The following is a 22,790-nucleotide window of genomic DNA, read 5'->3' on the forward strand; positions in this document are numbered from 1 at the left end:
GGCAATATGAGTGGGGAGACAAGGCGCATGATGCCGATGGATGACGGGCTGCTGCCGCGGGGCCTGCGTGCCCGGATGGTGCCGGATGTGAACGGGCTGAATGTGCATCTGCTGGAAGCCGGGGAGGCCGGTCGCCCCGCCATCCTGCTTTTGCACGGCTTTCCCGAACTGGCCTTCTCCTGGCGCAAGGTGATGCCGGGCCTCGCAGCGGCGGGCTTTCATGTCATCGCGCCGGATCTGCGCGGCTATGGCCGGACCACGGGCTGGGTCGCGGAGTATGACGCGCCGCTGGCGCCCTTCCAGATGCTGAACATCGTCCGCGACCAGTTGGCCTTGCTCGATGCGCTGGGCATCGCCGCGCTGCATGGCGTGGTCGGGCACGACTATGGCTCGCCGGTTGCTGCCTGGTGCGCGCTGGTCCGGCCGGATGTCTTTTGCCGCGTCGCCCTGATGAGCTCGCCTTTCGCCGGCCCGCCACAGCGCAACCCGCCGCAGGGGCCGGATGTGCATGCCGCACTCGCCGCGCTGGACCCGCCGCGCAAGCACTACCAGTGGTACTATGCGGAACGCCGCGCGGCGGCGGATATGGACCATCCGCCGCAGGGCCTGCCCGCCTTCCTGCGCGCCTATTACCACCAGAAAAGCGCCGACTGGCCCGGCAACATGCCCTTCGAGCTGACCGGCTGGACCGCCGAGGAACTGGCGAAGCTGCCCGACTACTATGTAATGCCGCTGCACGCGACGATGCCGGAGGCGGTGCGCCCCTATGCCCCGGCCGGGGAGGCGCCCTGGCTGACGGATGCGGAGCTGGATGTCTATGTCGGCGAATATGCCCGCACGGGCTTTGCCGGCGGCCTGCAATCCTATCGCTGCGCCACCGGCGGGGCGAATGCGGCGGAGCTGGTGCTGTTCAGCGGCAGGCGGATCGAGGTGCCGGCCACCTTCATCGCCGGCGCCAGCGACTGGGGAATCCACCAGTTTCCCCTGGCCCTGGCGAAGATGCAGGCGCAGACCTGCGCCGATTTCCGCGGCCTGCACCTGATCGAGGGCGCCGGCCATTGGGTGCAGCAGGAACAGCCGGAGGCGGTCGTCGAACGGCTGCTGAACTTTTTCTAGCGACAACGCCCTCGGTCGCCTGCGCGGCCTGCGGCCACCTGGCTGCGCGGCCGGGACTCAGGCCGCCTGTTCCAGCGTCGGCGCGCTGTCCATCAGCGTCACGCGCCGCATGTCGCGCGGGTAGCGGGTATCCTCGAAGGGGCGGGCGCGGTGCATGGTGCAGCGGTTGTCCCACAGCACCAGGTCATGCGGCCGCCAGTGATGCGCATGGACGAATGGGCGCTGCGTCGCGTGTTCCGTCAGGTCGCGGACCAGGGCCAGCGCCTCCGGCACCGGCAGCCCGCGGATGCGGCCGATATGGGAGGACAGGTACAGCGACAGCCGCCCCGACCCCGGATGGCGGCGCACCAGGCGCTGCGGCACGGGCGCGAATTTCAGCCGCTCCTCCGGCGTGAATTCCCCGAATCCGAGCATGGCGCGGGAGAAGATCAGCGAGTGCTCCGCCACCATCTCCCGCAACGTCGCCTGTTCCTCGGCCGGCAGCGCGTCCCAGGCTGCGCGCATATCGGCGAATTCGGTATTGCCGCCGGCCGGCGGCACGCTGCGGGCATGCAGCATGGAATACTTCGCCGGCACGCGCTTGAAGCTGCTGTCGCTGTGCCACAGCCGGTTGCCCAGGTTGAACATGCGCCGCCGGTCATCGGCCGCCAGCAGCCGGCCCTGTTCGTCGAGGTTGGAGATGTCGTTCATCTGCGCGTGCCGCAGCCGGCGCTTCTCGGCATCGACCGTCGCCGGTTCCTGTTCCAGCGGGCCGAGGGCGGCGCCGAAGGCCATCTGCTGGTCGTCGTCCAGGTCCTGGTCGCGGAACACCAGCACCGCGAAGCGGTCCACCGCCGCATCCAATGCTGCCACCTGTTCGGCGGTCAGCGGCCGGCGAAGGTCGAGGTCCGCGACCTCCGCCACGAAATCCCGACCGATCGGGGTCACCTGCATGGCCGTCACTCCCGCGCCAGATCTTGAAGCCTGGCATTCCCGTTTTATGCGACCCCCGAATCGGCCGGGTCAAGCTGTCTGGCGCGAGGTGAGGATCGGGCGGAATCACCCGCCGGGTGACCCTCGGGGCGCTGTCGGCCCCAGGGAGTGTTGCGCCGCGGCAACAGGCGCCTGCGCTCCTGCGAAGCTTGCCTGCACCACCCTCGATAACGTGACGGTTGGGCGATAGGGTGCCACCTGGATAGAGCGCGCGGGTCTGACGGCCCGCCGCCGCCCCGGCACCGCCGGGGGATATGGAGCGATGATGATGCGAGTTCGGAACGCCTTGCTGGCCGCCACCTTCCTGGCCCTGCCTCTGGCAGCCCAGGCGCAGCCGATCACAGGTCTCTATATCGGGGCCGGCGCAGGTGCGAACCTGCTGCAGGAATCCGACGTTTCCATCACCGGCCCGGTGGTTGCGGGTGCCACCGCCGCGCAGCGCAGTGGCCAGATTGAGTTCAACTACGGCTATGTCGGCGTGCTGAGCCTTGGCTATGGCTACGGCAACGGGCTGCGCGTCGAACTGGAAGCCTCCTACCGCGAGAACGAGGTTGATGGCGTCAGCGGCTTCACCGCCCTGGTCCGCCCGGTCCGCGCCGATGGCAAGGCCCGCTCCTACGGTGTGATGCTGAACGCGCTGTACGACTTCGACCTCGGTCCGGGCAGCTTCATGACCCCGTATCTCGGCGTCGGTGCCGGCTACCAGTGGCATGAATACGACAGCGTGCGCGCCCGTGGCGTGAATGGCACGAGCACGATCGACGGTGAGCAGGGCCGCTTCGCCTACCAGGCGATCGCCGGCGCCGCCTTCCCGATCGCCGCCGTCCCCGGCCTGGCCGTGACCGCCGAATACCGCTTCATGGGCACCCTTTCGCCTGAGATCGATGCGCGCAGCAGCATCGTCCCGGGCGCCGCCGGCAATGCCGAGGTCGACAACTTCAACCACAGCCTGCTGCTCGGCCTGCGCTACGCCTTCGGCGTGACGCCGCCGCCGCCGGTCGTGGCCCCGGCCCCGCCGCCGGCCGTCGCCCCGGCCGTCGCCCGCACCTATCTGGTGTTCTTCGACTTCGACCGCGCTGACCTGACGGACCGCGCCCGCCAGATCATCGCCGAGGCCGCGACGAACAGCCAGCGCGTCGGCGCCACCCGCATCGAGGTCTCCGGCCACGCCGACCGCTCCGGCACGCCGCAGTACAACCAGCGCCTGTCCGAGCGCCGCGCGGCGGCCGTTGCCGCCGAGTTGGAGCGCCGTGGCGTTCCGCGCGCCGCCATGGCCATCCAGGCCTTCGGCGAGAGCCGCCCGCTGGTGCCCACCGCCGACGGCGTGCGCGAGCCGCAGAACCGCCGCGTCGAGATCGTCCTGCGCTGATCGCAGGCCTCTCGCGACCATCACGGGAAAGGGCGCCGCAAGGCGCCCTTTTTTGTTGCGCGCGGTAGCGGTTGACGGGGACCTGCCCGGCATGTCGCACTGGCTCCAAAGCAAGGGGGAGTGGCGCATGACGGGGCCTGGGCGATGACGGCGATTGTCAGCACCGCCGATCCGCGATCCGAGGCCTTCCGCGCCAATGCCGCCCGCATGGCCGCCCTGGTGGCGGCGCTGCGCGGCACGGTGGAGGCGATTCGCCAGGGTGGCGGGGAGGTGGCCCGGAAGCGCCACCTCGACCGTGGCAAGCTGCTGCCGCGCGACCGCATCCGCGCCCTGATCGACCCGGCCTCCCCCTTCCTGGAATTCTCGCAGCTTGCCGCCCAGGGAATGTATGGTGGGGAGGTGCCGGCGGCCGGGATCATCACGGGCATCGGCCGCGTCGCCGGGCGGGAATGCGTGGTCATCGCCAATGATGCCACGGTGAAGGGCGGCACCTATTTCCCCATCACCGTGAAGAAGCACCTGCGGGCGCAGGAGATCGCCGAGCAGAACCGGCTGCCCTGCCTCTACCTGGTTGACAGTGGCGGCGCCAACCTGCCGAACCAGGACGAGGTCTTCCCGGATCGCGACCATTTCGGCCGAATCTTCTTCAACCAGGCGCGCATGTCGGCCGCCGGCATCCCGCAGATCGCCGTGGTGATGGGCAGTTGCACGGCCGGCGGCGCCTATGTGCCGGCCATGGCCGACCAGGCCATCATCGTCCGCGACCAGGGCACCATCTTCCTCGCCGGCCCGCCCTTGGTGAAGGCCGCGACCGGGGAGGTGGTCTCGGCCGAGGATCTGGGGGGGGCGGAGCTGCACAGCCGCACCTCCGGCGTCACCGATCACCTGGCCGAATCGGATGACCATGCCCTGGCCCTGGCACGGCGCATCGTCGCCGGGCTGAACCGCGCCAAGCCCGCCGGCCATGACGACCCGGCCCCGCCGCGCCCGCCGCTCTACCCACCGGAGGAGCTGGGCGGCGTCGTGCCCACCGACTTCGCGGAGGGCTATGATGTGCGGGAGGTGATCGCGCGCATCGTCGACGGCAGCGACTTCGATGAGTTCAAGCCGCTCTACGGCCCCACCCTGGTCACCGGCTTCGCCCGGATCTGGGGCTACCCTGTCGGCATCGTCGCCAATAACGGCGTGCTGTTTTCCGAATCGGCCCAGAAGGGCGCGCATTTCATCGAGCTGTGCGACCAGCGCGGCATTCCGCTGGTCTTCCTCCAGAACATCACCGGCTTCATGGTCGGCCGGAAATACGAATCGGGCGGCATCGCCAAGGATGGCGCCAAGATGGTCACCGCCGTGGCCACCGCCCGGGTGCCGAAATTCACCGTCATCATCGGCGGCAGTTTCGGTGCCGGGAACTACGGCATGTGCGGCCGCGCCTATTCGCCGCGCTTCCTGTTCATGTGGCCGAATGCGCGCATCAGCGTGATGGGCGGGCCACAGGCCGCCGCCGTGATGGCCACGCTGCGCCGCGACTCGATCGAATCGCGTGGCGGCACCTGGTCGGCCGAGGAGGAGGCGGCCTTCAAGGCGCCCATTTCGGAAAAGTATGAGGCCCAGGGCAGCCCGGGCTACGCCTCCGCCCGGATCTGGGACGATGGCGTGATCGCGCCGGAGGATACCCGGCTGGTCCTGGCCCTGGCGCTGTCCGCAGCCCGGAACAACCCGGTGCCGGGCTGGCAGGGGGAGGCCCGCTTCGGCCTGTTCCGCCTGTGACGCCCTTCTCCAGCCTGCTGGTGGCGAATCGCGGCGAGATCGCCTGCCGTATCCTGCGCACCGCCCGCCGCATGGGTCTGCGCGGCATCGCCGTCTTCTCCGATGCCGATGCCGGCGCCGCGCATGTGGCCCAGGCCGATGCCGCGATCCGCATCGGCCCGGCCCCGGCGCGCGACAGCTATCTGGACATCCCCGCCATCCTCGCCGCCGCGCGGGCCACGGGGGCGGAGGCGGTGCATCCCGGCTACGGCTTCCTGTCCGAGAATGCGGATTTCGCGGAAGCCTGCCTCGCCGCCGGCCTGGTCTGGATCGGCCCGCCCCCGGCCGCCATCCGCGCCATGGGCTCCAAGGCCGCGGCCAAGGCGCTGATGGAGGCATCCGGCGTGCCGCTGGTGCCCGGCTATCACGGGGAGGACCAGTCGGAGGCGCGGCTGCTGGCGGAGGCCGCGCGCATCGGCTTCCCCATCCTGGTGAAGGCCAGCGCCGGCGGTGGCGGCAAGGGCATGAAGGTGGCGGCCACGGCGGCGGAGCTGGAGGAAGCGCTGGCGCTGGCCAGGGGCGAGGCCCGCGCCGCCTTCGGCGATGACCGCCTGCTGCTGGAACGTTTTCTCCAATCACCCCGCCATATCGAGATCCAGGTCTTCGGCGACAGCCAGGGCAACATCATCCATCTGCATGAACGCGACTGCTCCATCCAGCGCCGGCACCAGAAGGTGGTGGAGGAGGCCCCCGCGCCGGGCATGACGGCGGCGCGTCGCGCCGCGATGGGCGAGGCAGCCTGCGCCGCCGCGCGGGCGGTCGGCTATGTCGGCGCCGGCACGGTGGAGTTCATCGCGCAGGGTGACGACTTCCACTTCATGGAGATGAACACTCGCCTCCAGGTCGAGCATCCGGTGACGGAGGCGATCACCGGCCTCGACCTTGTCGAATGGCAGATCTGCATCGCCATGGGGGAAGCCCTGCCCCTGGCGCAGCACCAGGTGTCGCTGGAAGGCCATGCCATCGAGATGCGGCTCTATGCCGAGGACCCGGCCCGGGACTTCGCGCCTTCCACCGGCCGGCTCCGCCATCTGGACCTGCCGGAAGGGCTGCCCGGTATCCGGGTGGATGCGGGAGTCCGGCCGGGGGATGCCGTCTCCATCCATTACGACCCGATGCTGGCCAAGATCATCGCCCATGGGCCGGACCGGGCCACGGCGCTGCGGCGGCTGGATCGCGCGCTGGCCGCCGCCGCCGTCGCCGGCATCCAGACCAACCTGCCCTTGCTGCGCGGCATCGCGGCGCATCCGGATTTCCGGCGGGGCGCGGTGGATACCGGCTTCATCGCCCGCCATGCCGCAAGCCTTCTGGCCCCGCTTGGCCCGGCGCCGCGCGCCGCCCTGGCCGCCGCCGCGCTGCGGCTGCTGCGGGATGCGGCGCGGCCCGACCCGGCCGATCCGCATTCGCCCTGGGGGCAGGCCAGCGCCTTCCGGCTGAACGGCACGGGCTACCAGGACTATGCCCTGGCGGAGGGGGAGGCGGTGGTGAAGCTGCGCCTGCATCCCGGCGCCACCGCGCGGATCGACCTGCCCGATGGCCCCGCCGAGGCCGTGGCGCCCACCTGGGCCGGGGACCGGCTGGAGATGGCGCTGGACGGCCAGGCGCGGCGCGCCACCGTGCTGCGCGAGGGTCCCGCTTTGACCGTGCTGCTGGATGGCGCGACCCATGAGCTGCGGCTGATCGACCCTGGCACTGCCAGCGATTCGGTCGCGGAAGGCGGCGGCCGGGTGCTCGCGCCGATGCCGGGGCGGGTGCTGCAGATCCTGGTGGCGGAAGGCCAGGCGGTGGCGCGGGGCGCGGTGCTGCTGGTGATGGAGGCGATGAAGGTGCAGATGCGCATCGCCGCCCCCGCCGATGGCCTCGTCCGCAGCCTGCGCTGCCGGGTGGGCGACCTGGTGGAGGATGGCCATGAACTGGTGCTGCTGGAGCCTGCCGAGGCTTGACCGGCGCCCCATCCCCTCACATGCTTAGATAGTGAAGTATTCGCCGTCGGGCCGTTTCAGCGCCCGCCAGAAGCGGATCGCAGGGGGAGGACAGCAGATGACCATTCGGATCGGCCGCCGCGGCACGCTGGCGCTTGGCCTCGGCGCCCTGGCGGCACCCGCCTTGGCCCCACCCGCCTGGGCCCAGCCGCGCAATGCGCGACTCGTCGTGCCCTATCCGCCCGGCGGCACCACGGACCTCACGGCGCGGCTGATCGCGCCGAAGGCGGCCGAGGGGCTGGGCGTGAGCTGGGTGATCGAGAACCGCTCCGGCGCCAATGGCGTGGTGGGGGCGGAGGTGGTGGCGCGCAGCCCGGCCGATGGCACGACGCTGCTCTATTCGAACGAGGTGCTGACCGTGCTGCCCTTCGTGCAGCGCAACATCCCCTTCGACCTGCGGGCGGATTTCACGCCGGTCGCCCGCACCGTCTCCATCCCCTATGTGCTGGTGGGCGGCAGCGGCCTGGCACCGCCCGACATGGCGGCGCTGCTGACCGCCTTGCGCGCGACGCCGGATCGCTTTTCCTTCGCCGGCTCCTCGCTCGGCTCGGTCGGCCAGCTCGCCACCGCGGCGCTGTGGCAGAAGTTGGGGGTGGAGACCACCTTCGTGTCCTATCGCGGCACCGGGCCGGCGATGAACGATCTGGTCTCCGGCGCCGTCAGCCTGTTCTTTGCCCCGCTCGGCCCGGCCATCCCGCTGGTGCGGGATGGCCGGCTGCGCGCCTATTGCGTCACCTCCGCCAGCCGCCAGCGGGTGCTGCCGGATGTGCCGACCCTGGTCGATGCCGGCTTCGCCGACATGGTCTATGAGGGCTGGACCGGTGTCTGGGGGCCGAAGGGCCTGCCGGCGGATTTCGTGCAGCGCGCCAATGCGGCGGTGAACCAGGCGGCGGCGGAATCCTCGGTCGCCGCGCGCATGGCCGATCTCGGCCTGACGGTGCTGACCGAATCCGCGGCGCGGTTCGAGGCGGTGATCGCCGACGAGATCACGCGGAACCAGGCCTTGGTCGCCGCCGCGCGGATCCAGCCGCAATGAGGACACCAGGCGAGGCGCCGCTGGCAGGGACGTGATTTCGCCCCCGCTTCGGCGCTGATCGCGTCTGGGTGACAATGCAACCGCCGATGCATAAGATCGGCGGGGCGATAAACCGTGCCGGCCGGGCCGATGCCGTCTCGCCCGGCCCGCCGGGATATCGTCCGCATCGTCAGACCCAGATTTCGCGAGGCTTTTGCGCATCCGTGCTGTCCCCCAGGATGCCCCCGGACGAGAAGGCTGAAGCGCGGCAGGGGCCGGGGCAGGATTCGGGGCGGCGAGGCTGGTGGCTGCTGGCGCGGCTGGCGCCCTTCCTCGCCCTGCTGCCGCTCGCGCTCTATGTCCTGGTGCTGCTGATCGGCCTGGGGGCGGAGCGCCAGGCGGATCGGCGCGAGGATGTGCTGCGCACCGCCAATGTGCTGGCGGCCGGCCTTGATTCGGAACTGCGCGCCGCGCTGCGGGCGCTGGATGCCCTGGCGGGTTCGCAGCATCTGAAGACCGGCGACCTGGCCGGCTTCCGCCAGGAAGCCCAGCGTCTTCTGGCGCGCGAGCCCTACTGGTTCACCATCGCCCTGACCGATGGCGAGCGGCAATTGCTCAACCTGCGCTATCCGGAAGGCGCGCCGCTGCCGCCCATCCAGGACCTGGCCGCGGTGGGCAGCGTGCTGCGCACCGGCTACGCCGCCCCGGGCGGGCTGGTGGAGGGGCGGATCTCCTTCCGCGTGCCGGTGCGGGTCGATGGCGCGGTGCGCTTCGCCCTGGTGGCGACCCAGGAAGCCACGACCTTCGCGCAGTTGCTGGACCGCGCCGGCCTGCCGGCCGGCTGGTCCGCCCTGTTGCTCGATGGCGACGGCCGGCTGATCGCACGCGCCGCCAGTGGCAGGGCGGAGCCGGAAGCCATGCGCCAGGTCTTCGAACAGCGCCGCGGCATCGTCGAGGCGGACGGCCTGCTGGCGATGGGTCTGGCGATCGGCGATTCGCGATGGACGCTGGTTGTCGCAGCGGCGCCGCGCGGTGTGGCGGAGGTCGCCGTGTTCTGGCTGGTGCTGGCCGCCGGCGCCGCCGCGCTTCTCGCCGGCATCGCCATCGCGGCCCAGACGAGCCTGCGCGAGGGTGGCCACGATGCCCTGCGGCGGCGCCTGCACCACGAGGCCCTGGCCCGCGACGCCGCCGCGGAACGCAATCGCACCACCTCGATGGCGATGGTGAGCCAGGAGCTTTGCGCACCGCTGTCCGGCCTGCTGAGCTACACGGACCAGTTGGCCGGCGCCGACCTGCCGCCCCAGGCGGCGCATTGGGTGCGGCAGCAGCGGGAGGCCGGGCAGGCGCTGCTGGCGCTGGTGGGCGATGTGCTGGATTTCGCCCGCCTGGAGGATGGCAGCCTCAGCTTCGATGACACCGATATCGAAATCGCGCCGCTGCTGGAGGATTGCGCCGCGCTGCTGCGACGCTTCGCGGAGGAGAAGGGTCTTCGACTGCGGCTCGCGATCAACCCGGGGCTGCCGCATTGGATCCGCGGCGATCCGCTGCGGCTGCGGCAGATGGTGACCAAGCTGCTGGACAACGCGATCCGCGCCACCCCGGCGGGGGAGGTGGTGCTCTCCGCCCGGCTGACGCCGCGGCCGGAGCGGGTGGAGGTGGCCGTCTCCGATGCCGGTCCCGCCATACCGGAGGCAGAACTGCCGCGGCTGTTCGACCGCTTCCGTGAGGCGGCACCCGGCGACTGGCGCGGTTTCGGCCTGGCCATCTGCCGGCGGTTGGTGGAGGCGATGGGTGGGGCGATCGGTGCGGAGGCCCTGGCCGGCGGCGGCAACCGCTTCGTCTTCTGGGTGCCCTTCCGCCCCGGCGCGTCGCCGGCCCTGATGCAAGGCGGCTTCGCGCTGCGCCTGCTGGTGGCGGAGGATGTGCAGGCGAGCCGGATGCTGCTGAGCACGGTCCTGGAACGTGCCGGCCATGTGGTCACGCTGGCCAATGACCGGCACGCCGTGCTCGCCGCGCTGCGGGGCGGGCGGTTCGACATGGCGCTGCTGGATCTGCACATGCCGGGTCTGGGCGGGCTTGGCATTGCCCGGACGGTGCGCGACCTGCCCGGGGTGGAGGCGCGGCTGAAGCTGATCGCCATGACGGTCGATCCGGCGGAGCAGCGGGAGGCGGATGGGCGCGCGGCCGGCTTCGATGCGGTGCTGCGCAGGCCTTTCACGATGCGTGGCCTGCTCGACCTGATCGAGACCCTGCGCGAACGCCCGGTGGAGCAAGTCGAGGGGGCATAGGGGACGTCAGCGGCAGGCGAGGAAGGGGCCGAGCGGGCGGCAGCGGGTCGCGCCCCCGGGCACCAGCGGTGCCAGTTCCGGCTGCGCGGCGGGCAGGATCAGCCGGACCTCGCCGGGGGCGAAGTCTGCCGCCGCCAGCGCCGCGTCGCGGCAGGCGGGCGGGCTGCGCCAGCGGGCGACATACATGGTGCTGGCCGGCACCGGATGCTCCGCCGCCAAGGCGAGCGTTTCCAGCAGCAGGGCGAAACTCTCGTGATCCGCCACCGGGACGCAGCGCCAGCTCGGCAGCAGGGTGAGCGCTTGCGCGCCCGCCAGTTCCTGCCGCAGGGCAGGGGCGTCGAAGGACCAGGCGGGGCGGGACTGCGCCCAGCCGGCGATGGCGGCGCGGAGCGGCGTGGCATCGGCGAATTGCAGCAGCCCGGCGGCGAGGCACAGCGCCGGCCCGGCGCGGCCGGCCCGCGCCAGCAGAACCATGCCCGCCAGCAGCAGGGCATAGGCCGCCGGCCAGAAGAAGCGGCCGGAGGCGCGGAACTGCTCCAGCGCCGCCGGTGGCGGGCCGAGATCCAGCACGATCCGGTCGCCGAAGCCGACCTGGAAGGACAGCGCCAGCGCCGTCAGCGCCAGCAGCACCACGGCCAGCCCGGCCTGCCGGCGCAGCCCGCGCCAGGCGAGGCCCGGCCGCAGCACCAGCCCGAGGGCCAGCGCCGCCAGCAGCCCGGCGCCGAGCCAGTTATACCCTTCCCACCCGCCATGGCCGGTGGCGTCCAACTGCGGCGACCAGGGCCAGCCGGACAGCAGCGACCCCGCCGGCCATAGCGGCGAGAGCAGGTTCATGGCGAATTGCCCGTAGCCGCCATCGCCGGCCGCGCCGAGATAGCCGAAGCCCGCCATCACGCCGAGCACGGCCGCGAAGCTGGCCGCGACCGCCAGAGCCGGTCCGATGAAGGCCTCTCCGCGCAGCAGCCGTGTCGCCGGCACCGCGCCGAGCAGCGCCAGGGTCATCGCCGCCAGATAGGGGTGCACCAGCAGCGCCGCCACTTGCAGCAGCCCCGCCGCGATCCAGAGCGCGACCCCGGGTCGGGTCACCAGGCGCAGGTAGAAGCCAAGGCCGAGCAGCAGCAGAAAATGGCCGCAGAGGGCGGCATGGCCAAAGCGGCCGATCCAGGCGGGCATGGAGGCGGCGGCGAGCGCGATGCCCAACGCGGGCAGCAGCCGCTTCTCCCCCGCGCCGCGCAGCGCCCAGACCGCGGTCAGCGGCTGCGCCAGCCAGGCCAGTCCGTAGAACAGGCCGACGCCGTGGAACCCCTCCGGCAGCCAGCCGCGCAGGGCCTTCAGGATCAGCGCCAGCAGCGGGATGGAATCGGCGAAGGCGGTGTTCATGCCGCCTTCCTGGGTGTTCAGGTTCAGCGCCATGGTCGGCGGCCAGCGCCAGGCATCGGCGATCAGGTAGCGCTGGGCCACCACATGCTGGGCGGCATCGCCCGCCGGCCGCCAGCCCAGCCCGGCGCCGGGGAATAGCACATCCAGCGGAAACACCCAGAGGGCGAGGCCCAGCCCGAGCGCGAGCGCTGCGAGATAGGAGGCCAGGGCGGCCTGGCGATCGGTCAGGATGGAGGCGTTCCTCGGCTGCGCCCGAATCCTCTACCGCAGCGGCAAGGCGCTGGAAATCACACCACCCAGGCGAGCCCCACCCAGAAAAGGGCCGATAGCAGCAAGGCCACGCCAATCCCCCGCACCGCGCTGCCACGCGCCGGCCGGTCCGCCAGGCGGCGTTGCGACGGCAGGCGCGGCGACCGGATTGCGGGGGGCGGGCGGCGGTGAAGGGCGTTGTTCATGCCGAATTCTGGCGCAAAAGGGGCAGTGGCGGCAGGCAAAAGCGGCACAATCATGATATTTTGAAAGGCAAGCCGAGGGATTTCCTGAAGTTTTTGGCGCCGCCACAATCCCGCCGCAAGCGCGTCGCAAACCCGCCCGTCCCCCTGCGTATCTAGCTCATCAAGGGAACGGGTCCTGACCTGAAACGGGTGGCCAGAAGGCCAGCCGGCTCAGCCAGGGTTCAGACCCGCAACACAAGCTGCGGCCCCCCCGCCGTTCAACGAGGACCCTCCATGCCCGGCCTGGAAGTCGTCCATACCCTGCTTCGCGAACCGGAAACCCGGCGCTCCGTCTTCACCTACGCCCCGGCGGGGGCGGAGCCGCATGGCCCCGCCGTCGTCACCCCCGCCGGCTTTCAGGCGGCCGCGAAGCGGGCGCTCGACATTGTCGGCGCCGGCGCCCTGCTGCTGTTCTGCTTGCCCGCCTTCCTGGTGATCGCGGCGCTGGTGCGGATGGACGGTGGCGCGGCCTTCTATGCGCATGAGCGTGTGGGCCGTGGCGGGCGTCTGTTCGGCTGCCTCAAGTTCCGCTCCATGGTGGCGGATGCGGACCGTCGCCTTGCCGAGCTGCTCGACCGCGACCCGCAGGCCCGGGCTGAATGGGAGGCGACCCGCAAGCTGAAGGCGGACCCCCGCATCACCGCCATCGGCCGCTTCCTGCGCGCGACCTCGCTGGACGAGCTGCCGCAGATCATCAATGTGCTGAAGGGCGAGATGAGCCTGGTCGGCCCGCGCCCGGTGCAGGCCGCCGAGCTCGCGGTCTATTACGGCCCGGCCGCGCAGCACTACATGGCGGTTCGTCCTGGCATCACCGGCCCCTGGCAGGTCGGCGGCCGCAACGACACCTCCTACGCCCAGCGCGTGGCGCTGGACGTGGCCTATGCCCGCCACCACTCGCTGCTGGGCGATATCAGCATCCTGCTGCGCACCCCGAAGGCGGTGCTGGCCCGTCGCGGCGCCTACTGAGGCCGCGCCAGCACCGCGTGCCTTCCCATAGGATGCCGCGCGGGGCATACCGCGCGGCATGAGACACCAGGGATCGGCGGCCATCGCCACCGACCAGGCAGGAACGGCGCAGGTCATGGCCCATTCGGCCGAACAACGCGCCTCCGGCGGGCGACTTCTCTCCGGTACCCTTTGGAACGCCGCCGGGCGTGGCCTTCCGCTTTTGCTGGCCCTGGCGCTGACGCCGGTACTGGTGGCGCAGATGGGCATCGACCGCTGGGGGCTTTTCACCCTCGCCCTGGCTCTGGTCGGCGTCTTCGGCGTGTTCGACCTCGGCGTCGGCGCGGCGCTGACCCGGGCGCTGTCCGCCCGCATCGGCGCCGGAGAGGTTGAGGGCGCGGCGGAGCTGGCGGGGGCCGCGATCGGCGCGCTGTTCCTGCTGAGCGCCGTTATCGCCGCCGCCGCCTTCGCCTTCGTGCCCGCCCTGGTCACCGGTGTGCTGAACACCCCGCCCGAGCTTCAGGCGGAGGCGATCACCGCCTTCCACTGGCTATGCGCCGCCGCGCCGCTGGTCGTGGTGAATGCGGCGCTCTGGGGCACGCTGGCGGCGCATCAGCGGTTCAAGGAAGCCAATCTGGCGGCGATCCCGGTGGCGATCTTCTACTACCTGGGTCCGGTGCTGGTGCTGATGGTCTGGCAGAGCCTGGTCGGCGTGATCCTGGCGCTGCTCGCCTGCCGACTGGCCAATACCCTCTCCTATGCCTGGCTGGCGCGGCGGGACCTGCCCGGCCTGCACCCGGCCTGGCCGCGCTGGGACCTGGTGGCGCCGCTGCTGCGCATGGGCGGCTGGATGAGCGCATCGGGCGTGCTGACCCAGGCCCTGCTCTATGCGGACCGCTTCCTGGTGGGCGCGCTGCTGACCCTGGCCGCCGTCGCCTATTACGCCACGCCGCTCGACCTGGTGATGCGCATGTGGATCCTGCCCGTCGCGGTGTCCCAGGCGCTGCTTCCGGCCATGGCCAGCGCCTATCTCTCGCATGCCGAGGCCACGGCCGGGCTGCTGCGGCGCGGCGCCCTGCTGGTGATGGCGGCGGTGCTGCCGGCCTGCCTGGTGCTGGTGATCTGGGGGCCGGAGATCCTGGGCCTCTGGCTCGGCGAGGATTTCGCCACGGGCGGCGGGCGGGTGCTGCAGATCCTCTCGGTCGGCGTCTTCTTCTCCTGTGCCGCCTTCGCCCCCGGTGCGCTGCTGGATGCGATCGGGCGGCCGGATGCCAATGCCAAGTGGCAGTTGCTGCAGGCGCTGGTCTTCCTGCCGCTCTCGGCGCTGCTGCTGGTCTGGATCGGCATCGAGGGCGCGGCCGCCGCCTGGGCGCTGCGCTGCGCCACCGATGTCTTCGGGCGGCTGTTCCTGGTCGGGCGGCTGTATCCGGCGGCCGGCGTCGCGGCGCGCCAGCTTGCCTGGCCGCTATTTGCCGGCGGGCTGGGCCTCGCCATCCTGCTGCCGGGCCTGCTGCCCATCCCGCTGGCCCTGCTGGTCCTGGCCGCCTTCGCCGCCGCCGGCCTGTTGGCCCTGACCGAGGCGGAGCGCCGCGATGCGCGTGGCCTGCTCCGCCGCCCCTGGCGCATCCGCGCCGTGCTGCGCGGGGAACCCGCATGACCCCACTCGCCATCAACGCCCGTTTCCTGACCCAGAAGCTGAGCGGCGTGCAGCGCTTTTCACGAGAAATCGTGACCGCGCTTGCCCAGTCCGGCACGCCGCTCCGCCTGCTCGCGCCGCGCGATGCGCCCGCGACCTTTGCCGGCCTGCCGGTGGAGCGCGTCGGGCGGCGCAGCGGCCAGGCCTGGGAACAGTTCGACCTGCCCGGTGCCGTCGCCGGCCAGCACCTGCTGAACCTGGGCAATACCGCGCCGCTGCGCCTGGGCGCGGCGCAGACCCTGGTGATCCACGATGCCGGCGTCTTCGACACGCCCGAAAGCTATTCCTTCGCCTTCCGCGCCTGGTATCGCGCCTTGCACTGGACCCTGCCACGGCGGGGTGCGCGCATCGTCACCGTCTCGGAATTTTCCCGCGCGCGCCTTTCCCTGCATCTGGGCCTGCCCGTCGCGCGTATCGGCGTGGTGGCGGAAGGGGGGGAGCATGCGCTTCGGGATGCGGCGGAGCCGGGGGTGTTGACGAAGCACGGGCTGGAGCGCGGCCGCTTCGTGCTGGTCGTCGGCACCCGCGCCGCCCACAAGAACCTGGATGCGCTGCGGGAGGCGGTGGCGCTGCTGGCCGCGCGCGGGTTGAAGCTGGCGGTCGCGGGCGCCGCCGATGCCAGCGTCTTCCGCGATGCCGGCGATGTCGATGCCGCCCTCGCTTTGGGCCGGGTCAGCGATGGCGAGCTTCGTGCGCTGTATGAGAACGCGCTCTGCCTGATCTTCCCCTCCCGCTATGAGGGTTTCGGCCTGCCGCCGCTGGAGGCCATGTGGTGCGGCTGCCCGGTGCTGGCGGCGCAGGCCGGCGCCGTGCCGGAAGTCTGTGGCGACGCCGCCTTGTGGTTCGACGCCGAGGGCGCGCGCACGCCCGCCGCCGCCCTCACCCGCCTGCTGGACGAGCCCTTCCTGGCCGAGAAGCTGCGCATGGCCGGGCGTGCCCGCGCCGCCATCTATTCCTGGCCGGCCGCCGCCGACCGGCTGCTGGCCCTGATGGAGCATCGATGAGGATCGCGATCATCCATGAATGGCTGGACAGCTATGCCGGGTCCGAGCGGGTGCTGGAACAGCTCCTTGCGATCTATCCGGAGGCCGACCTCTATGCGGTCTGCGACTTCCTGCCGGACTCCGAGCGCCATTTCCTGGGCGGGCGGGTGCCCACCACCTCCTTCATCCAGCGCCTGCCGCGGGCGCGGCGCTGGTTCCGCCATTATCTCGGCCTGATGCCGCTGGCGGTGGAACAGTTCGATCTTTCCGGCTACGATCTGGTCCTGTCCTCCTCCCACGCCGTCGCCAAGGGGGTGCTGACCGGGCCGGGGACACTGCATGTGAGCTATGTGCACAGCCCGATGCGCTATGCCTGGGACCTTCAGCACCAGTATCTGCGCCAGGCGCGGATGGAATCGGGCATGAAGGGCGCGCTGACGCGCTGGCTGCTGGGCCGCATGCGGGCCTGGGATTTCGCCTCCGGCGCCCGGCCGGATGTCATCGCCGCCAACAGCGCCTGGATCGCGGAACGCATCCGCAAGTCCTGGCGGCGGGAGAGTGTGGTGGTGCACCCGCCGGTGGATCTGGAGGGCTTTCCCTTCCAGCCACTGAAGGGCGATGCCTATGTCGTCGCCTCCCGCATGGTGCCCTATAAGCGCATCGATCTGATCGCCGAGGCCTTTCGCCAGATGCCCGACCGGCGCCTCATCATCGCCGGCGACGGGCCGGAGATGGGTCGGGTGCGCGAAGCGGCGGGCGACTCGAACAACATCGAGATCAAGGGACGGGTCAGCCAGCCGGATCTCGTCGCCCTGCTGGCCGATGCCCGCGCCTTCGTCTTCGCGGCGGAGGAGGATTTCGGCATCGGCATGGTCGAGGCGCAGGCCTGCGGCACGCCGCTGATCGCCTATGGCCGCGGCGGCGCCACCGATATCGTCCAGCCGGACATCACCGGCCTGTTGTTCCCTCGCCAGGAGGCTTCCAGCCTGATCGCCGCCGTGAACCGCTTCGAGACCCTCGCCATCGCGCCCGAGGCCTGCCGCGCCAATGCCGAGCGCTTCTCCCGCGCCGTCTTCCGCGACCGCATGCGGTTGCTTGTCGCGGAGGCCTGCGCGGCGCGGGGCATCGCCACATCATGATCCAGTTCAGCCTGGTGGTCGCGACGCGCGGCCGGACGACGGAGCTGGTGGAATTCCTCGACAGCGTCACCGCCCAGGGGCGCGACGATGTCGAGGTGATCGTGGTCGACCAGAACGAGGATGGCCGCCTCGCCCCGCTGCTGGCGCCCTATGCCGACCGGCTGCCAGTGACGCATCTGCGCTCCTCCGTCGCCCGCGCCAACCATGCGCGCAACCTTGGCCTGCGCCTGGCGGCCGGGGAGCTGGTGAGCTTCCCGGATGATGACTGCCTCTACCCGCCCCATCTGCTGGACCGCGTGGCGGCGGCCTTCGACGCCGATCCGGCGCTGACCATCCTGACCGGCCCGGCGGAAAGCCCGGAGGGCGGCCTCGGTTCGGGCCGCTGGCGGCAGGAGGGCGGGCCGATCACGCCCGAGAATGCCTGGACCAGCATCATCGAGTTCAACCTCTGGCTCCGCCGCAACCTGGCGCTGCGCCTCGGCGGCTTCGACGATGAGATGGGGCCGGGCACGCAGCTCGGCTCGGCGGAGGGCAATGACCTGGTCCTGCGCGCGGTCACCGTGGGGCACAAGGCGATCTACGACCCCAGCCTGCGCATCATCCACCCGGACAAGCGGCTGTCGGAAGTGGCGGTGGCGCGGGCCTGGCTCTACGGCGCCGGGCTCGGCTTCGCGCTGCGGCGTCATTCGGTGCCGGCCGTCGTCTGGATGCCCTTCGCGATCCGCCCGCTGGGCGGGCTGGCGCTGAGCCTGGTGAAACTGCGGCCGCGCGATGCGGCCTATTACGGCATGACCTTCCTCGGAAGGCTGCGCGGCTTTCTGCGCGGCGATGCGACGGCCGGGCGCATCCGCCCGGCGATCCAGGGCCGCAAGCCGGATTCGAAGTGATGCGGCTGGCCATCGGCATCGCCACGCGCGGCCGCGCCGCCATCCTGGGCGAGGTGCTTTGCGAGTTGGCCCGGCAGTCCCGCGCGCCGGACCGGGTGCTGGTCTGCCATGTGACGGAGGATGACGTCGCCGGGCTGCCGGCGCGCTTTCCCCAGGTGGAATTCCTGGCCAGCCCGGCCGGCCTGCCGCGCCAGCGCAACGCCATCCTGGACCGGCTCGGCGATTGCGATGCGGTGCTGTTCCTCGACGATGATTTTTTGCCGGCGCCGGACTACCTGGCGGTGACGGAGGCGGTGCTCGTCACGCATCCCGATTGCGTCGTCACCACCGGCACGGTTATCGCGGACGGGGCGAAGGGGCCTGGGCTGGGCGTGGCGGAAGGCCGCGCCGTGCTGGCGGCCGATGTGCCGCCCGCCGACGGCATGGCGGTGGCGCCGCATTTCAATGGCTATGGCTGCAACATGGCCTTTCGCCTCGCCCCCCTGCGCGCGCATGGCATCAGGGTGGATGAGGCCCTGCCGCTCTATGGCTGGTACGAGGATATCGACGTGACCCGGGCGCTCGGCCGGCACGGCACCATCCTGCGGCTGGAAGGGGCGCGGGGCGTGCATCTCGGCAGCAAGTCCGGGCGCGTCTCCGGCCTGCGGCTTGGCTACAGCCAGGTGGCGAACCCGGTCTATCTGGCGCGCAAGGGCACCTTCCCCTGGAGCCACGCCATCCCCTCCGCCGCGCGCCACACCGCGATGAACGCGCTGCGGTCCCTGGCGCCGGAGCCGCATGTGGATCGCTTCGGGCGGCTGCGCGGCAATCTGATCGCGCTGTTCGACCTGCTGCGCGGCCGGGCGCATCCCGCGCGCATCCTGGAGCTGTAGTAGATGGACGGCGCCTTCTTCCTTGTCTCCAAGCTGGTCTGGGGGCTGCTGCGGCCGAACACGCTGGCGCTGGCCCTGGCGGTGCTCGGGCTGGTGCTGGTCTGGCGCGGGCGGCGCTTCGGGCGCTGGCCGCTGACGCTCGGCCTCGGCTGGTATGCGGCGGTGTTCTGCCTGCCGGTCGCGGCACTGCTGACCCTGCCATTGGAAAATCGCTTCCCCCGGCCCGCGACGGCGCCGCCCTTCGTCACCGGCATCATCGTGCTGGGCGGCGCGGTGGAACAGCGCATGACCGCGGCCCGCGGCATCCCGGCGCTGAATGGCGCGGCGGAACGCATGACGGAGGGCATGGCGCTGGCGCTGCGCTATCCCGAGGCGCGGCTGGTCTTCACCGGCGGCACCGCCGCCCTCGACCAGTCAGGCCCCACCGAGGCGGAGACCGCGCGGCTGCTGTTCACTCAGCTCGGCCTGCCGGCGAACCGGCTGCTGCTGGAGAATGAAAGCCGCAACACGCATGAGAACGCGGTCTTCACCCACCGCCTGCTGAACCCCCAGCCAGGCGAGACCTGGCTGCTGGTGACCTCCGCCAGCCATATGCCGCGCTCGGTCGGGGTGTTCCGCGCGGCGGGGTGGCGGGTGGTACCCTGGCCGGTGAACTACACCACGGGCGACGATCCGGCGCTGTGGTGGGACAATCCCTTTCCGACCCGGCTGAACCAGGCGGAATGGGCGCTGCGGGAATGGGTGGGGCTGACGGTCTATTGGCTGACGGGGCGGACAGGGGCCTGGTTTCCGGGGCCGTGACCGCAGATCAACTTCCCATGATGCTATTGTATACTTTTCTGCTCAGGTAGATGGTGCTGGCGAGGTGACGACGCCATGCAGATCCGCTTCCGACGTTTCGCCATCGACCACCATCTGACCAAACACCAGATCCGTGGCAGCGGCATGTTGCTGATGTCGCTCGGCTTGCTGCTGGCCGGCTCGGCGGCCTTGGGGATGGCCGCCCTGCTGCAGGATCCTTTTCCGCAGCAATGGTTGTCCCCGGGCTTGGCGCTCGTCCAGCGCGAGGCGGGTGCGGAGCCAGCGGGGGCGCTGCTGATCGCCGGCTGGGCTTTCGCCTTCCTGGCGCTGATCGCCGCTACGGCCATCTGCCTTCAGGGACTTTGGCAGATGGTCGTCGGCAGCCGGAGTGCCGCGGTGATTGGGTTGTTGATGTGTCTGGGCGCCCTGTTGCTGGCCGGCGCCGTGTCTGCCTCCATTCTCCTGGGCAGGCCGATCGGGCGGCTGATCGTTCAGGCGGTGGCGTCGTCATCCGGCCTCGCATGAGGCGGCCTCAACCAGGGCTTGTCGAGCCGTCCGGAGTTGCTGCGGGCACCGGCATGGCGGCCTTCACCCGATAGATCTCCACCGGCCCGCGGCGCTCCGCCACTGTCGCCGCCAGTTCATAATCGCGGGCCACCGCCGCCATCACCTGCGCCGCCGCGGCCGGGCGCATGTTCTGCATCCAGGCGCGGTCCACGACGATGACGCGGGGGCGGGCGGCCAGGACGCGGTCCAGCTCGGCCTCGGTGTTCGTATCCGACAGATCCTCGAATTCGCCGGTCAGATGCGGTGGGAAGGGGAAGCGCGTGGCGATGCGCAGGCCGGACAGGACATAGGCGCTGGTGTGGTAGTTGGCGATGAAGGCATCCGCCCCCGGCCCGCCCGCCGCCGCCATCGCTGCCGCCACCTCCCGCACCGGGTCGCGGTGCAGCAGGCCGGGGCCGCGTTCCAGCCGTTCATGCATCTCCGGCACCCAGCCCTGCGCCGCCAGCGCCAGCAGCAGCACGGCCATCATCGGCCGCACCACATCCGGGCGCGCCAGCAGCCCCGCGACGCGCCATATGCCGACCGCCGCGAGCAGGGAGAGCGAGGGCAGCCACAGCAGAAAGTAATGCGCGAAGAAGAAGCCCGGCCCGGCAATGGCGATGCTGGCGATGCCGAACCAGGCGAAGGCCACCGCCGTCAGCAGCGCCGCCGGCCCGCGCGGCCGCCACAGCGCCAGCGCCACCAGCGCCGCCGCGAAGATCAGGCTGAGCTGCACCGCCGCCGCGGCGATGCGCCGCCAGGCCTCACCGCTCGCGATCCGCTCCATGGAATAGCGGAAGGGGGCGAGGATCGAGCCGTCCAGGTAGTCCGCCAGCCAGCCCTGCGCCCAGTAGATCAGCGCGAAGACCAGGAAGGGCGTGGCGCAGAGCGCGGCATAGGCGCCCGCCATGGCCAGGGCACGCCGCCAGGGCAGGGCGCCGCGCCACAGCGCCGGGCCGAGCAGCACGGCGAAGGCGAGGCAGCCCGCCGGCACCGCCACCTGCTTCACCACCAGCGCCCAGCCGACCAGCAGCCCCATCGCGATCAGGGCGGGCCAGCCCGGCGCCCGGCGCTCCGGCCCCAGCGCCTGGGCCGCGCCATGGATGGCGATGGCCATGGCGCTGGCCATGAAGGGCGCGATCAGAAGTTCCGTATTGGTGCAGAGCCCGCTGAGCAGCAGCGTATGCGCCGCATAGATCACGCCGGCGCTGACGCCGACGCCACGCGGCGCCCCCGCCGCCCGCACCGCGCCGAACAGCGCGCAGGCCGTGGCGGCCACGCAGATCAGCCCGAGCAGCCGCACCGCCTCCACGGACACGCCGAAGGCCAGGAAGGCGAGGGCGAACATGGCCGGCGCGCCGATCGGGTGCATGTCCCAGGCGGCGACCAGCGGCCAGCCGCCGTTCAGCCATTCCCGCGCCTGCACCATGTAGAGCCCCTCATCCGTATCGACCACGGCCGGGACGAAGGAGGTCAGCCGCAGCAGCACGGTGGCGGTGATGATGAGCAGCAGCGCCAGAGCATCCCTCCCGCCGGGGCGGGCGAGGGTGGCGGTGGGGGCGTCGGGCAGGATGCGACCGTCCAGCATGGTCTCTCACGCGGCCGTGATGGCTCACGCGCTACCCATCTCAAAGCTGGGGCGCGGATGCAACCGCTCTATCGGCGCTGATGCGCGCGCCGCGTGGCTTTGTGCGGGCGGGGTGAAGGCGGGATCGGGGCAGGGGGCACCCTTGAACCGGGGGCAGGGACGGGCAACATGACCAGCCATGGAACCGCATCGACCTCCGCCCGTCCTGGACATGACGCCCGACGGGGAATTCCGGCAGCCGCCGACCCCGCCGCAGCCCGGCCTTCTGGACCGCGTGCTGGCACGTGTCGGCGGCGTCGCGCTGCTGGTCGCGCTGGTCGCGGGTGGGCTGGTGCTCGCCTCGCTGGCCGTGGTCTTCGTCGGGCTGATCCTGCCGGTGCTGCTCGTGGCCGGGCTGATCGGCGCCGGCTCCATCTGGTGGCGGCTGCGGCGCGCGAGCCAGCAGGGCCGGCCCGTCTTCGTCGTGATGCGCCGCTGAGCACGCCACCCGAGCCGCCCTTCCGGGTGGCGGAGGACCGGCTTTACGACGTCTCCCCCCGCGGCACCCCCTGGACCGAGGGCGACCCGGCCGAGGCCGCGCTGCGGCTGCGCCGGATGCGCTGGCTGTTCGGCATCGGATTGCTGGTCAATGGCGCCACCTGGACAGCGGCCGGCGCCGCCCTGGCGCTGGGCGGGCCGCGCTGGGGCGCGGGATTCGGGTTGCTGGCGGTGCTGACGGCGCCGCTGCTGGGATTGCCCGCCATCGCCGAAGTCGCCGCCCGGCGCCGGGCGCGCCGCGTGCACCGGCAGCGGCCCGCGGATTTTTCGCGGGGGTGAGCTATCTGTGGAAGCCACTACGGGATCGATGTGTGACTGCTGCACCCAGCCTGGAGCCATCCGTGTTTGCAGGCGGTTTCGTGTCCCACCACGGC

At 71.5% G+C, this 22,790-nt stretch carries 20 protein-coding genes; 16 read left to right on the forward strand and 4 right to left on the reverse strand.

Annotation, left to right across the window (positions count from 1 at the left end; genetic code table 11):
* Positions 1-27 precede the first annotated feature (27 nt).
* Positions 28-1,116: an alpha/beta fold hydrolase gene (locus tag JJQ90_RS10110; RefSeq protein WP_216874893.1), complete on the forward strand. Its 1,089-nt coding sequence runs from the start codon at positions 28-30 to the stop codon at positions 1,114-1,116.
* 57 nt (positions 1,117-1,173) lie between these two features.
* Here JJQ90_RS10110 and JJQ90_RS10115 read toward each other — a convergent pair whose 3' ends face one another.
* On the reverse strand, positions 1,174-2,049 hold the full coding sequence (locus JJQ90_RS10115) for a TauD/TfdA dioxygenase family protein (RefSeq protein ID WP_216874895.1): 876 nt from the start codon (positions 2,047-2,049) through the stop codon (positions 1,174-1,176).
* 301 nt (positions 2,050-2,350) lie between these two features.
* Here JJQ90_RS10115 and JJQ90_RS10120 point away from each other — a divergent pair, with 301 nt between their 5' ends.
* The 5 genes from JJQ90_RS10120 (at position 2,351) to JJQ90_RS10140 (ending at position 10,548) form a co-directional block, all read left to right on the forward strand.
* Positions 2,351-3,457 carry an OmpA family protein gene (locus JJQ90_RS10120; protein ID WP_230410515.1) on the forward strand — a complete coding sequence of 369 codons (1,107 nt, stop codon included), beginning with the start codon at positions 2,351-2,353 and terminating at the stop codon, positions 3,455-3,457.
* 144 nt (positions 3,458-3,601) lie between these two features.
* Positions 3,602-5,224, forward strand: a complete 1,623-nt coding sequence (locus tag JJQ90_RS10125) for a carboxyl transferase domain-containing protein (RefSeq protein WP_216875250.1) — start codon at positions 3,602-3,604, stop codon at positions 5,222-5,224.
* Positions 5,221-7,206 carry an acetyl/propionyl/methylcrotonyl-CoA carboxylase subunit alpha gene (locus JJQ90_RS10130; RefSeq protein ID WP_216874897.1) on the forward strand — a complete coding sequence of 662 codons (1,986 nt, stop codon included), beginning with the start codon at positions 5,221-5,223 and terminating at the stop codon, positions 7,204-7,206. The genes JJQ90_RS10125 and JJQ90_RS10130 overlap by 4 nt, the downstream gene beginning before the upstream one ends.
* Positions 7,207-7,303: 97 nt before the next feature.
* A complete protein-coding gene (locus tag JJQ90_RS10135; RefSeq protein WP_216874899.1) occupies positions 7,304-8,281 on the forward strand; it encodes a Bug family tripartite tricarboxylate transporter substrate binding protein in 978 nt (325 codons plus the stop codon).
* A 218-nt stretch (positions 8,282-8,499) separates the two neighbouring features.
* Positions 8,500-10,548 carry a hybrid sensor histidine kinase/response regulator gene (locus JJQ90_RS10140; RefSeq protein WP_216874901.1) on the forward strand — a complete coding sequence of 683 codons (2,049 nt, stop codon included), beginning with the start codon at positions 8,500-8,502 and terminating at the stop codon, positions 10,546-10,548.
* A 6-nt stretch (positions 10,549-10,554) separates the two neighbouring features.
* Here the strand turns inward: JJQ90_RS10140 and JJQ90_RS10145 are convergent, their stop codons facing one another.
* Together JJQ90_RS10145 and JJQ90_RS10150 are read right to left on the reverse strand one after the other, a co-directional pair.
* Positions 10,555-12,069, reverse strand: coding sequence for a DUF6311 domain-containing protein (locus JJQ90_RS10145; RefSeq protein WP_216874903.1), 1,515 nt, complete (start codon positions 12,067-12,069; stop codon positions 10,555-10,557).
* 146 nt (positions 12,070-12,215) lie between these two features.
* Complete coding sequence (locus JJQ90_RS10150; protein ID WP_216874905.1) at positions 12,216-12,383, reverse strand: hypothetical protein; 168 nt, start codon at positions 12,381-12,383, stop codon at positions 12,216-12,218.
* 273 nt (positions 12,384-12,656) lie between these two features.
* Here JJQ90_RS10150 and JJQ90_RS10155 point away from each other — a divergent pair, with 273 nt between their 5' ends.
* The 8 genes from JJQ90_RS10155 (at position 12,657) to JJQ90_RS10190 (ending at position 20,270) form a co-directional block, all read left to right on the forward strand.
* A complete protein-coding gene (locus JJQ90_RS10155) occupies positions 12,657-13,388 on the forward strand; it encodes a sugar transferase (protein WP_216874907.1) in 732 nt (243 codons plus the stop codon).
* A gap of 115 nt (positions 13,389-13,503) precedes the next feature.
* Complete coding sequence (locus JJQ90_RS10160; RefSeq protein WP_216874909.1) at positions 13,504-15,024, forward strand: flippase; 1,521 nt, start codon at positions 13,504-13,506, stop codon at positions 15,022-15,024.
* Positions 15,021-16,067, forward strand: coding sequence for a glycosyltransferase family 4 protein (locus JJQ90_RS10165; RefSeq protein WP_216874911.1), 1,047 nt, complete (start codon positions 15,021-15,023; stop codon positions 16,065-16,067). Before JJQ90_RS10160 ends, JJQ90_RS10165 begins: the two co-directional genes overlap by 4 nt.
* A complete protein-coding gene (locus tag JJQ90_RS10170) occupies positions 16,064-17,185 on the forward strand; it encodes a glycosyltransferase (RefSeq protein ID WP_216874913.1) in 1,122 nt (373 codons plus the stop codon). Before JJQ90_RS10165 ends, JJQ90_RS10170 begins: the two co-directional genes overlap by 4 nt.
* Complete coding sequence (locus JJQ90_RS10175; protein ID WP_216874915.1) at positions 17,182-18,072, forward strand: glycosyltransferase family 2 protein; 891 nt, start codon at positions 17,182-17,184, stop codon at positions 18,070-18,072. The genes JJQ90_RS10170 and JJQ90_RS10175 overlap by 4 nt, the downstream gene beginning before the upstream one ends.
* On the forward strand, positions 18,072-18,944 hold the full coding sequence (locus JJQ90_RS10180; protein WP_216874917.1) for a glycosyltransferase family 2 protein: 873 nt from the start codon (positions 18,072-18,074) through the stop codon (positions 18,942-18,944). The genes JJQ90_RS10175 and JJQ90_RS10180 overlap by 1 nt, the downstream gene beginning before the upstream one ends.
* Positions 18,945-18,947: 3 nt before the next feature.
* Positions 18,948-19,745: a YdcF family protein gene (locus tag JJQ90_RS10185; protein ID WP_216874919.1), complete on the forward strand. Its 798-nt coding sequence runs from the start codon at positions 18,948-18,950 to the stop codon at positions 19,743-19,745.
* Positions 19,746-19,820: 75 nt separating this feature from the next.
* Entirely contained in the window at positions 19,821-20,270 is a 450-nt protein-coding gene (locus tag JJQ90_RS10190) for a hypothetical protein (protein WP_216874921.1), read from the forward strand.
* A gap of 7 nt (positions 20,271-20,277) precedes the next feature.
* Here JJQ90_RS10190 and JJQ90_RS10195 read toward each other — a convergent pair whose 3' ends face one another.
* Positions 20,278-21,879, reverse strand: a complete 1,602-nt coding sequence (locus JJQ90_RS10195) for an ArnT family glycosyltransferase (protein ID WP_216874923.1) — start codon at positions 21,877-21,879, stop codon at positions 20,278-20,280.
* Between the two features lie 211 nt (positions 21,880-22,090).
* Here JJQ90_RS10195 and JJQ90_RS10200 point away from each other — a divergent pair, with 211 nt between their 5' ends.
* Entirely contained in the window at positions 22,091-22,357 is a 267-nt protein-coding gene (locus JJQ90_RS10200; RefSeq protein ID WP_230410516.1) for a hypothetical protein, read from the forward strand.
* Positions 22,358-22,383: 26 nt separating this feature from the next.
* Positions 22,384-22,695: a hypothetical protein gene (locus JJQ90_RS10205; RefSeq protein ID WP_230410517.1), complete on the forward strand. Its 312-nt coding sequence runs from the start codon at positions 22,384-22,386 to the stop codon at positions 22,693-22,695.
* The last annotated feature ends 95 nt before the right edge of the window (positions 22,696-22,790 follow it).

Origin of the sequence: Falsiroseomonas oleicola (genome assembly GCF_019029495.1) — a bacterium.
GTDB classification, from domain to species: Bacteria; Pseudomonadota; Alphaproteobacteria; order Acetobacterales; family Acetobacteraceae; genus Falsiroseomonas; species Falsiroseomonas oleicola.

Bases quoted from the DNA above. Each gene is read 5' to 3' on its own strand.
- JJQ90_RS10120 (WP_230410515.1), top strand. From the start codon at position 2,351: ATGATGATGCGAGTTCGGAACGCCTTGCTGGCCGCCACCTTCCTGGCC.
- JJQ90_RS10180 (WP_216874917.1), top strand. From the start codon at position 18,072: ATGCGGCTGGCCATCGGCATCGCCACGCGCGGCCGCGCCGCCATCCTG.
- JJQ90_RS10185 (WP_216874919.1), top strand. From the start codon at position 18,948: ATGGACGGCGCCTTCTTCCTTGTCTCCAAGCTGGTCTGGGGGCTGCTG.
- JJQ90_RS10110 (WP_216874893.1), top strand. From the start codon at position 28: ATGATGCCGATGGATGACGGGCTGCTGCCGCGGGGCCTGCGTGCCCGG.
- JJQ90_RS10170 (WP_216874913.1), top strand. From the start codon at position 16,064: ATGAGGATCGCGATCATCCATGAATGGCTGGACAGCTATGCCGGGTCC.
- JJQ90_RS10160 (WP_216874909.1), top strand. From the start codon at position 13,504: ATGGCCCATTCGGCCGAACAACGCGCCTCCGGCGGGCGACTTCTCTCC.
- JJQ90_RS10195 (WP_216874923.1), bottom strand. From the start codon at position 21,879: ATGCTGGACGGTCGCATCCTGCCCGACGCCCCCACCGCCACCCTCGCC.
- JJQ90_RS10135 (WP_216874899.1), top strand. From the start codon at position 7,304: ATGACCATTCGGATCGGCCGCCGCGGCACGCTGGCGCTTGGCCTCGGC.
- JJQ90_RS10190 (WP_216874921.1), top strand. From the start codon at position 19,821: ATGCAGATCCGCTTCCGACGTTTCGCCATCGACCACCATCTGACCAAA.
- JJQ90_RS10115 (WP_216874895.1), bottom strand. From the start codon at position 2,049: ATGCAGGTGACCCCGATCGGTCGGGATTTCGTGGCGGAGGTCGCGGAC.
- JJQ90_RS10125 (WP_216875250.1), top strand. From the start codon at position 3,602: ATGACGGCGATTGTCAGCACCGCCGATCCGCGATCCGAGGCCTTCCGC.
- JJQ90_RS10175 (WP_216874915.1), top strand. From the start codon at position 17,182: ATGATCCAGTTCAGCCTGGTGGTCGCGACGCGCGGCCGGACGACGGAG.
- JJQ90_RS10150 (WP_216874905.1), bottom strand. From the start codon at position 12,383: ATGAACAACGCCCTTCACCGCCGCCCGCCCCCCGCAATCCGGTCGCCG.
- JJQ90_RS10155 (WP_216874907.1), top strand. From the start codon at position 12,657: ATGCCCGGCCTGGAAGTCGTCCATACCCTGCTTCGCGAACCGGAAACC.
- JJQ90_RS10165 (WP_216874911.1), top strand. From the start codon at position 15,021: ATGACCCCACTCGCCATCAACGCCCGTTTCCTGACCCAGAAGCTGAGC.
- JJQ90_RS10200 (WP_230410516.1), top strand. From the start codon at position 22,091: ATGACGCCCGACGGGGAATTCCGGCAGCCGCCGACCCCGCCGCAGCCC.
- JJQ90_RS10140 (WP_216874901.1), top strand. From the start codon at position 8,500: ATGCCCCCGGACGAGAAGGCTGAAGCGCGGCAGGGGCCGGGGCAGGAT.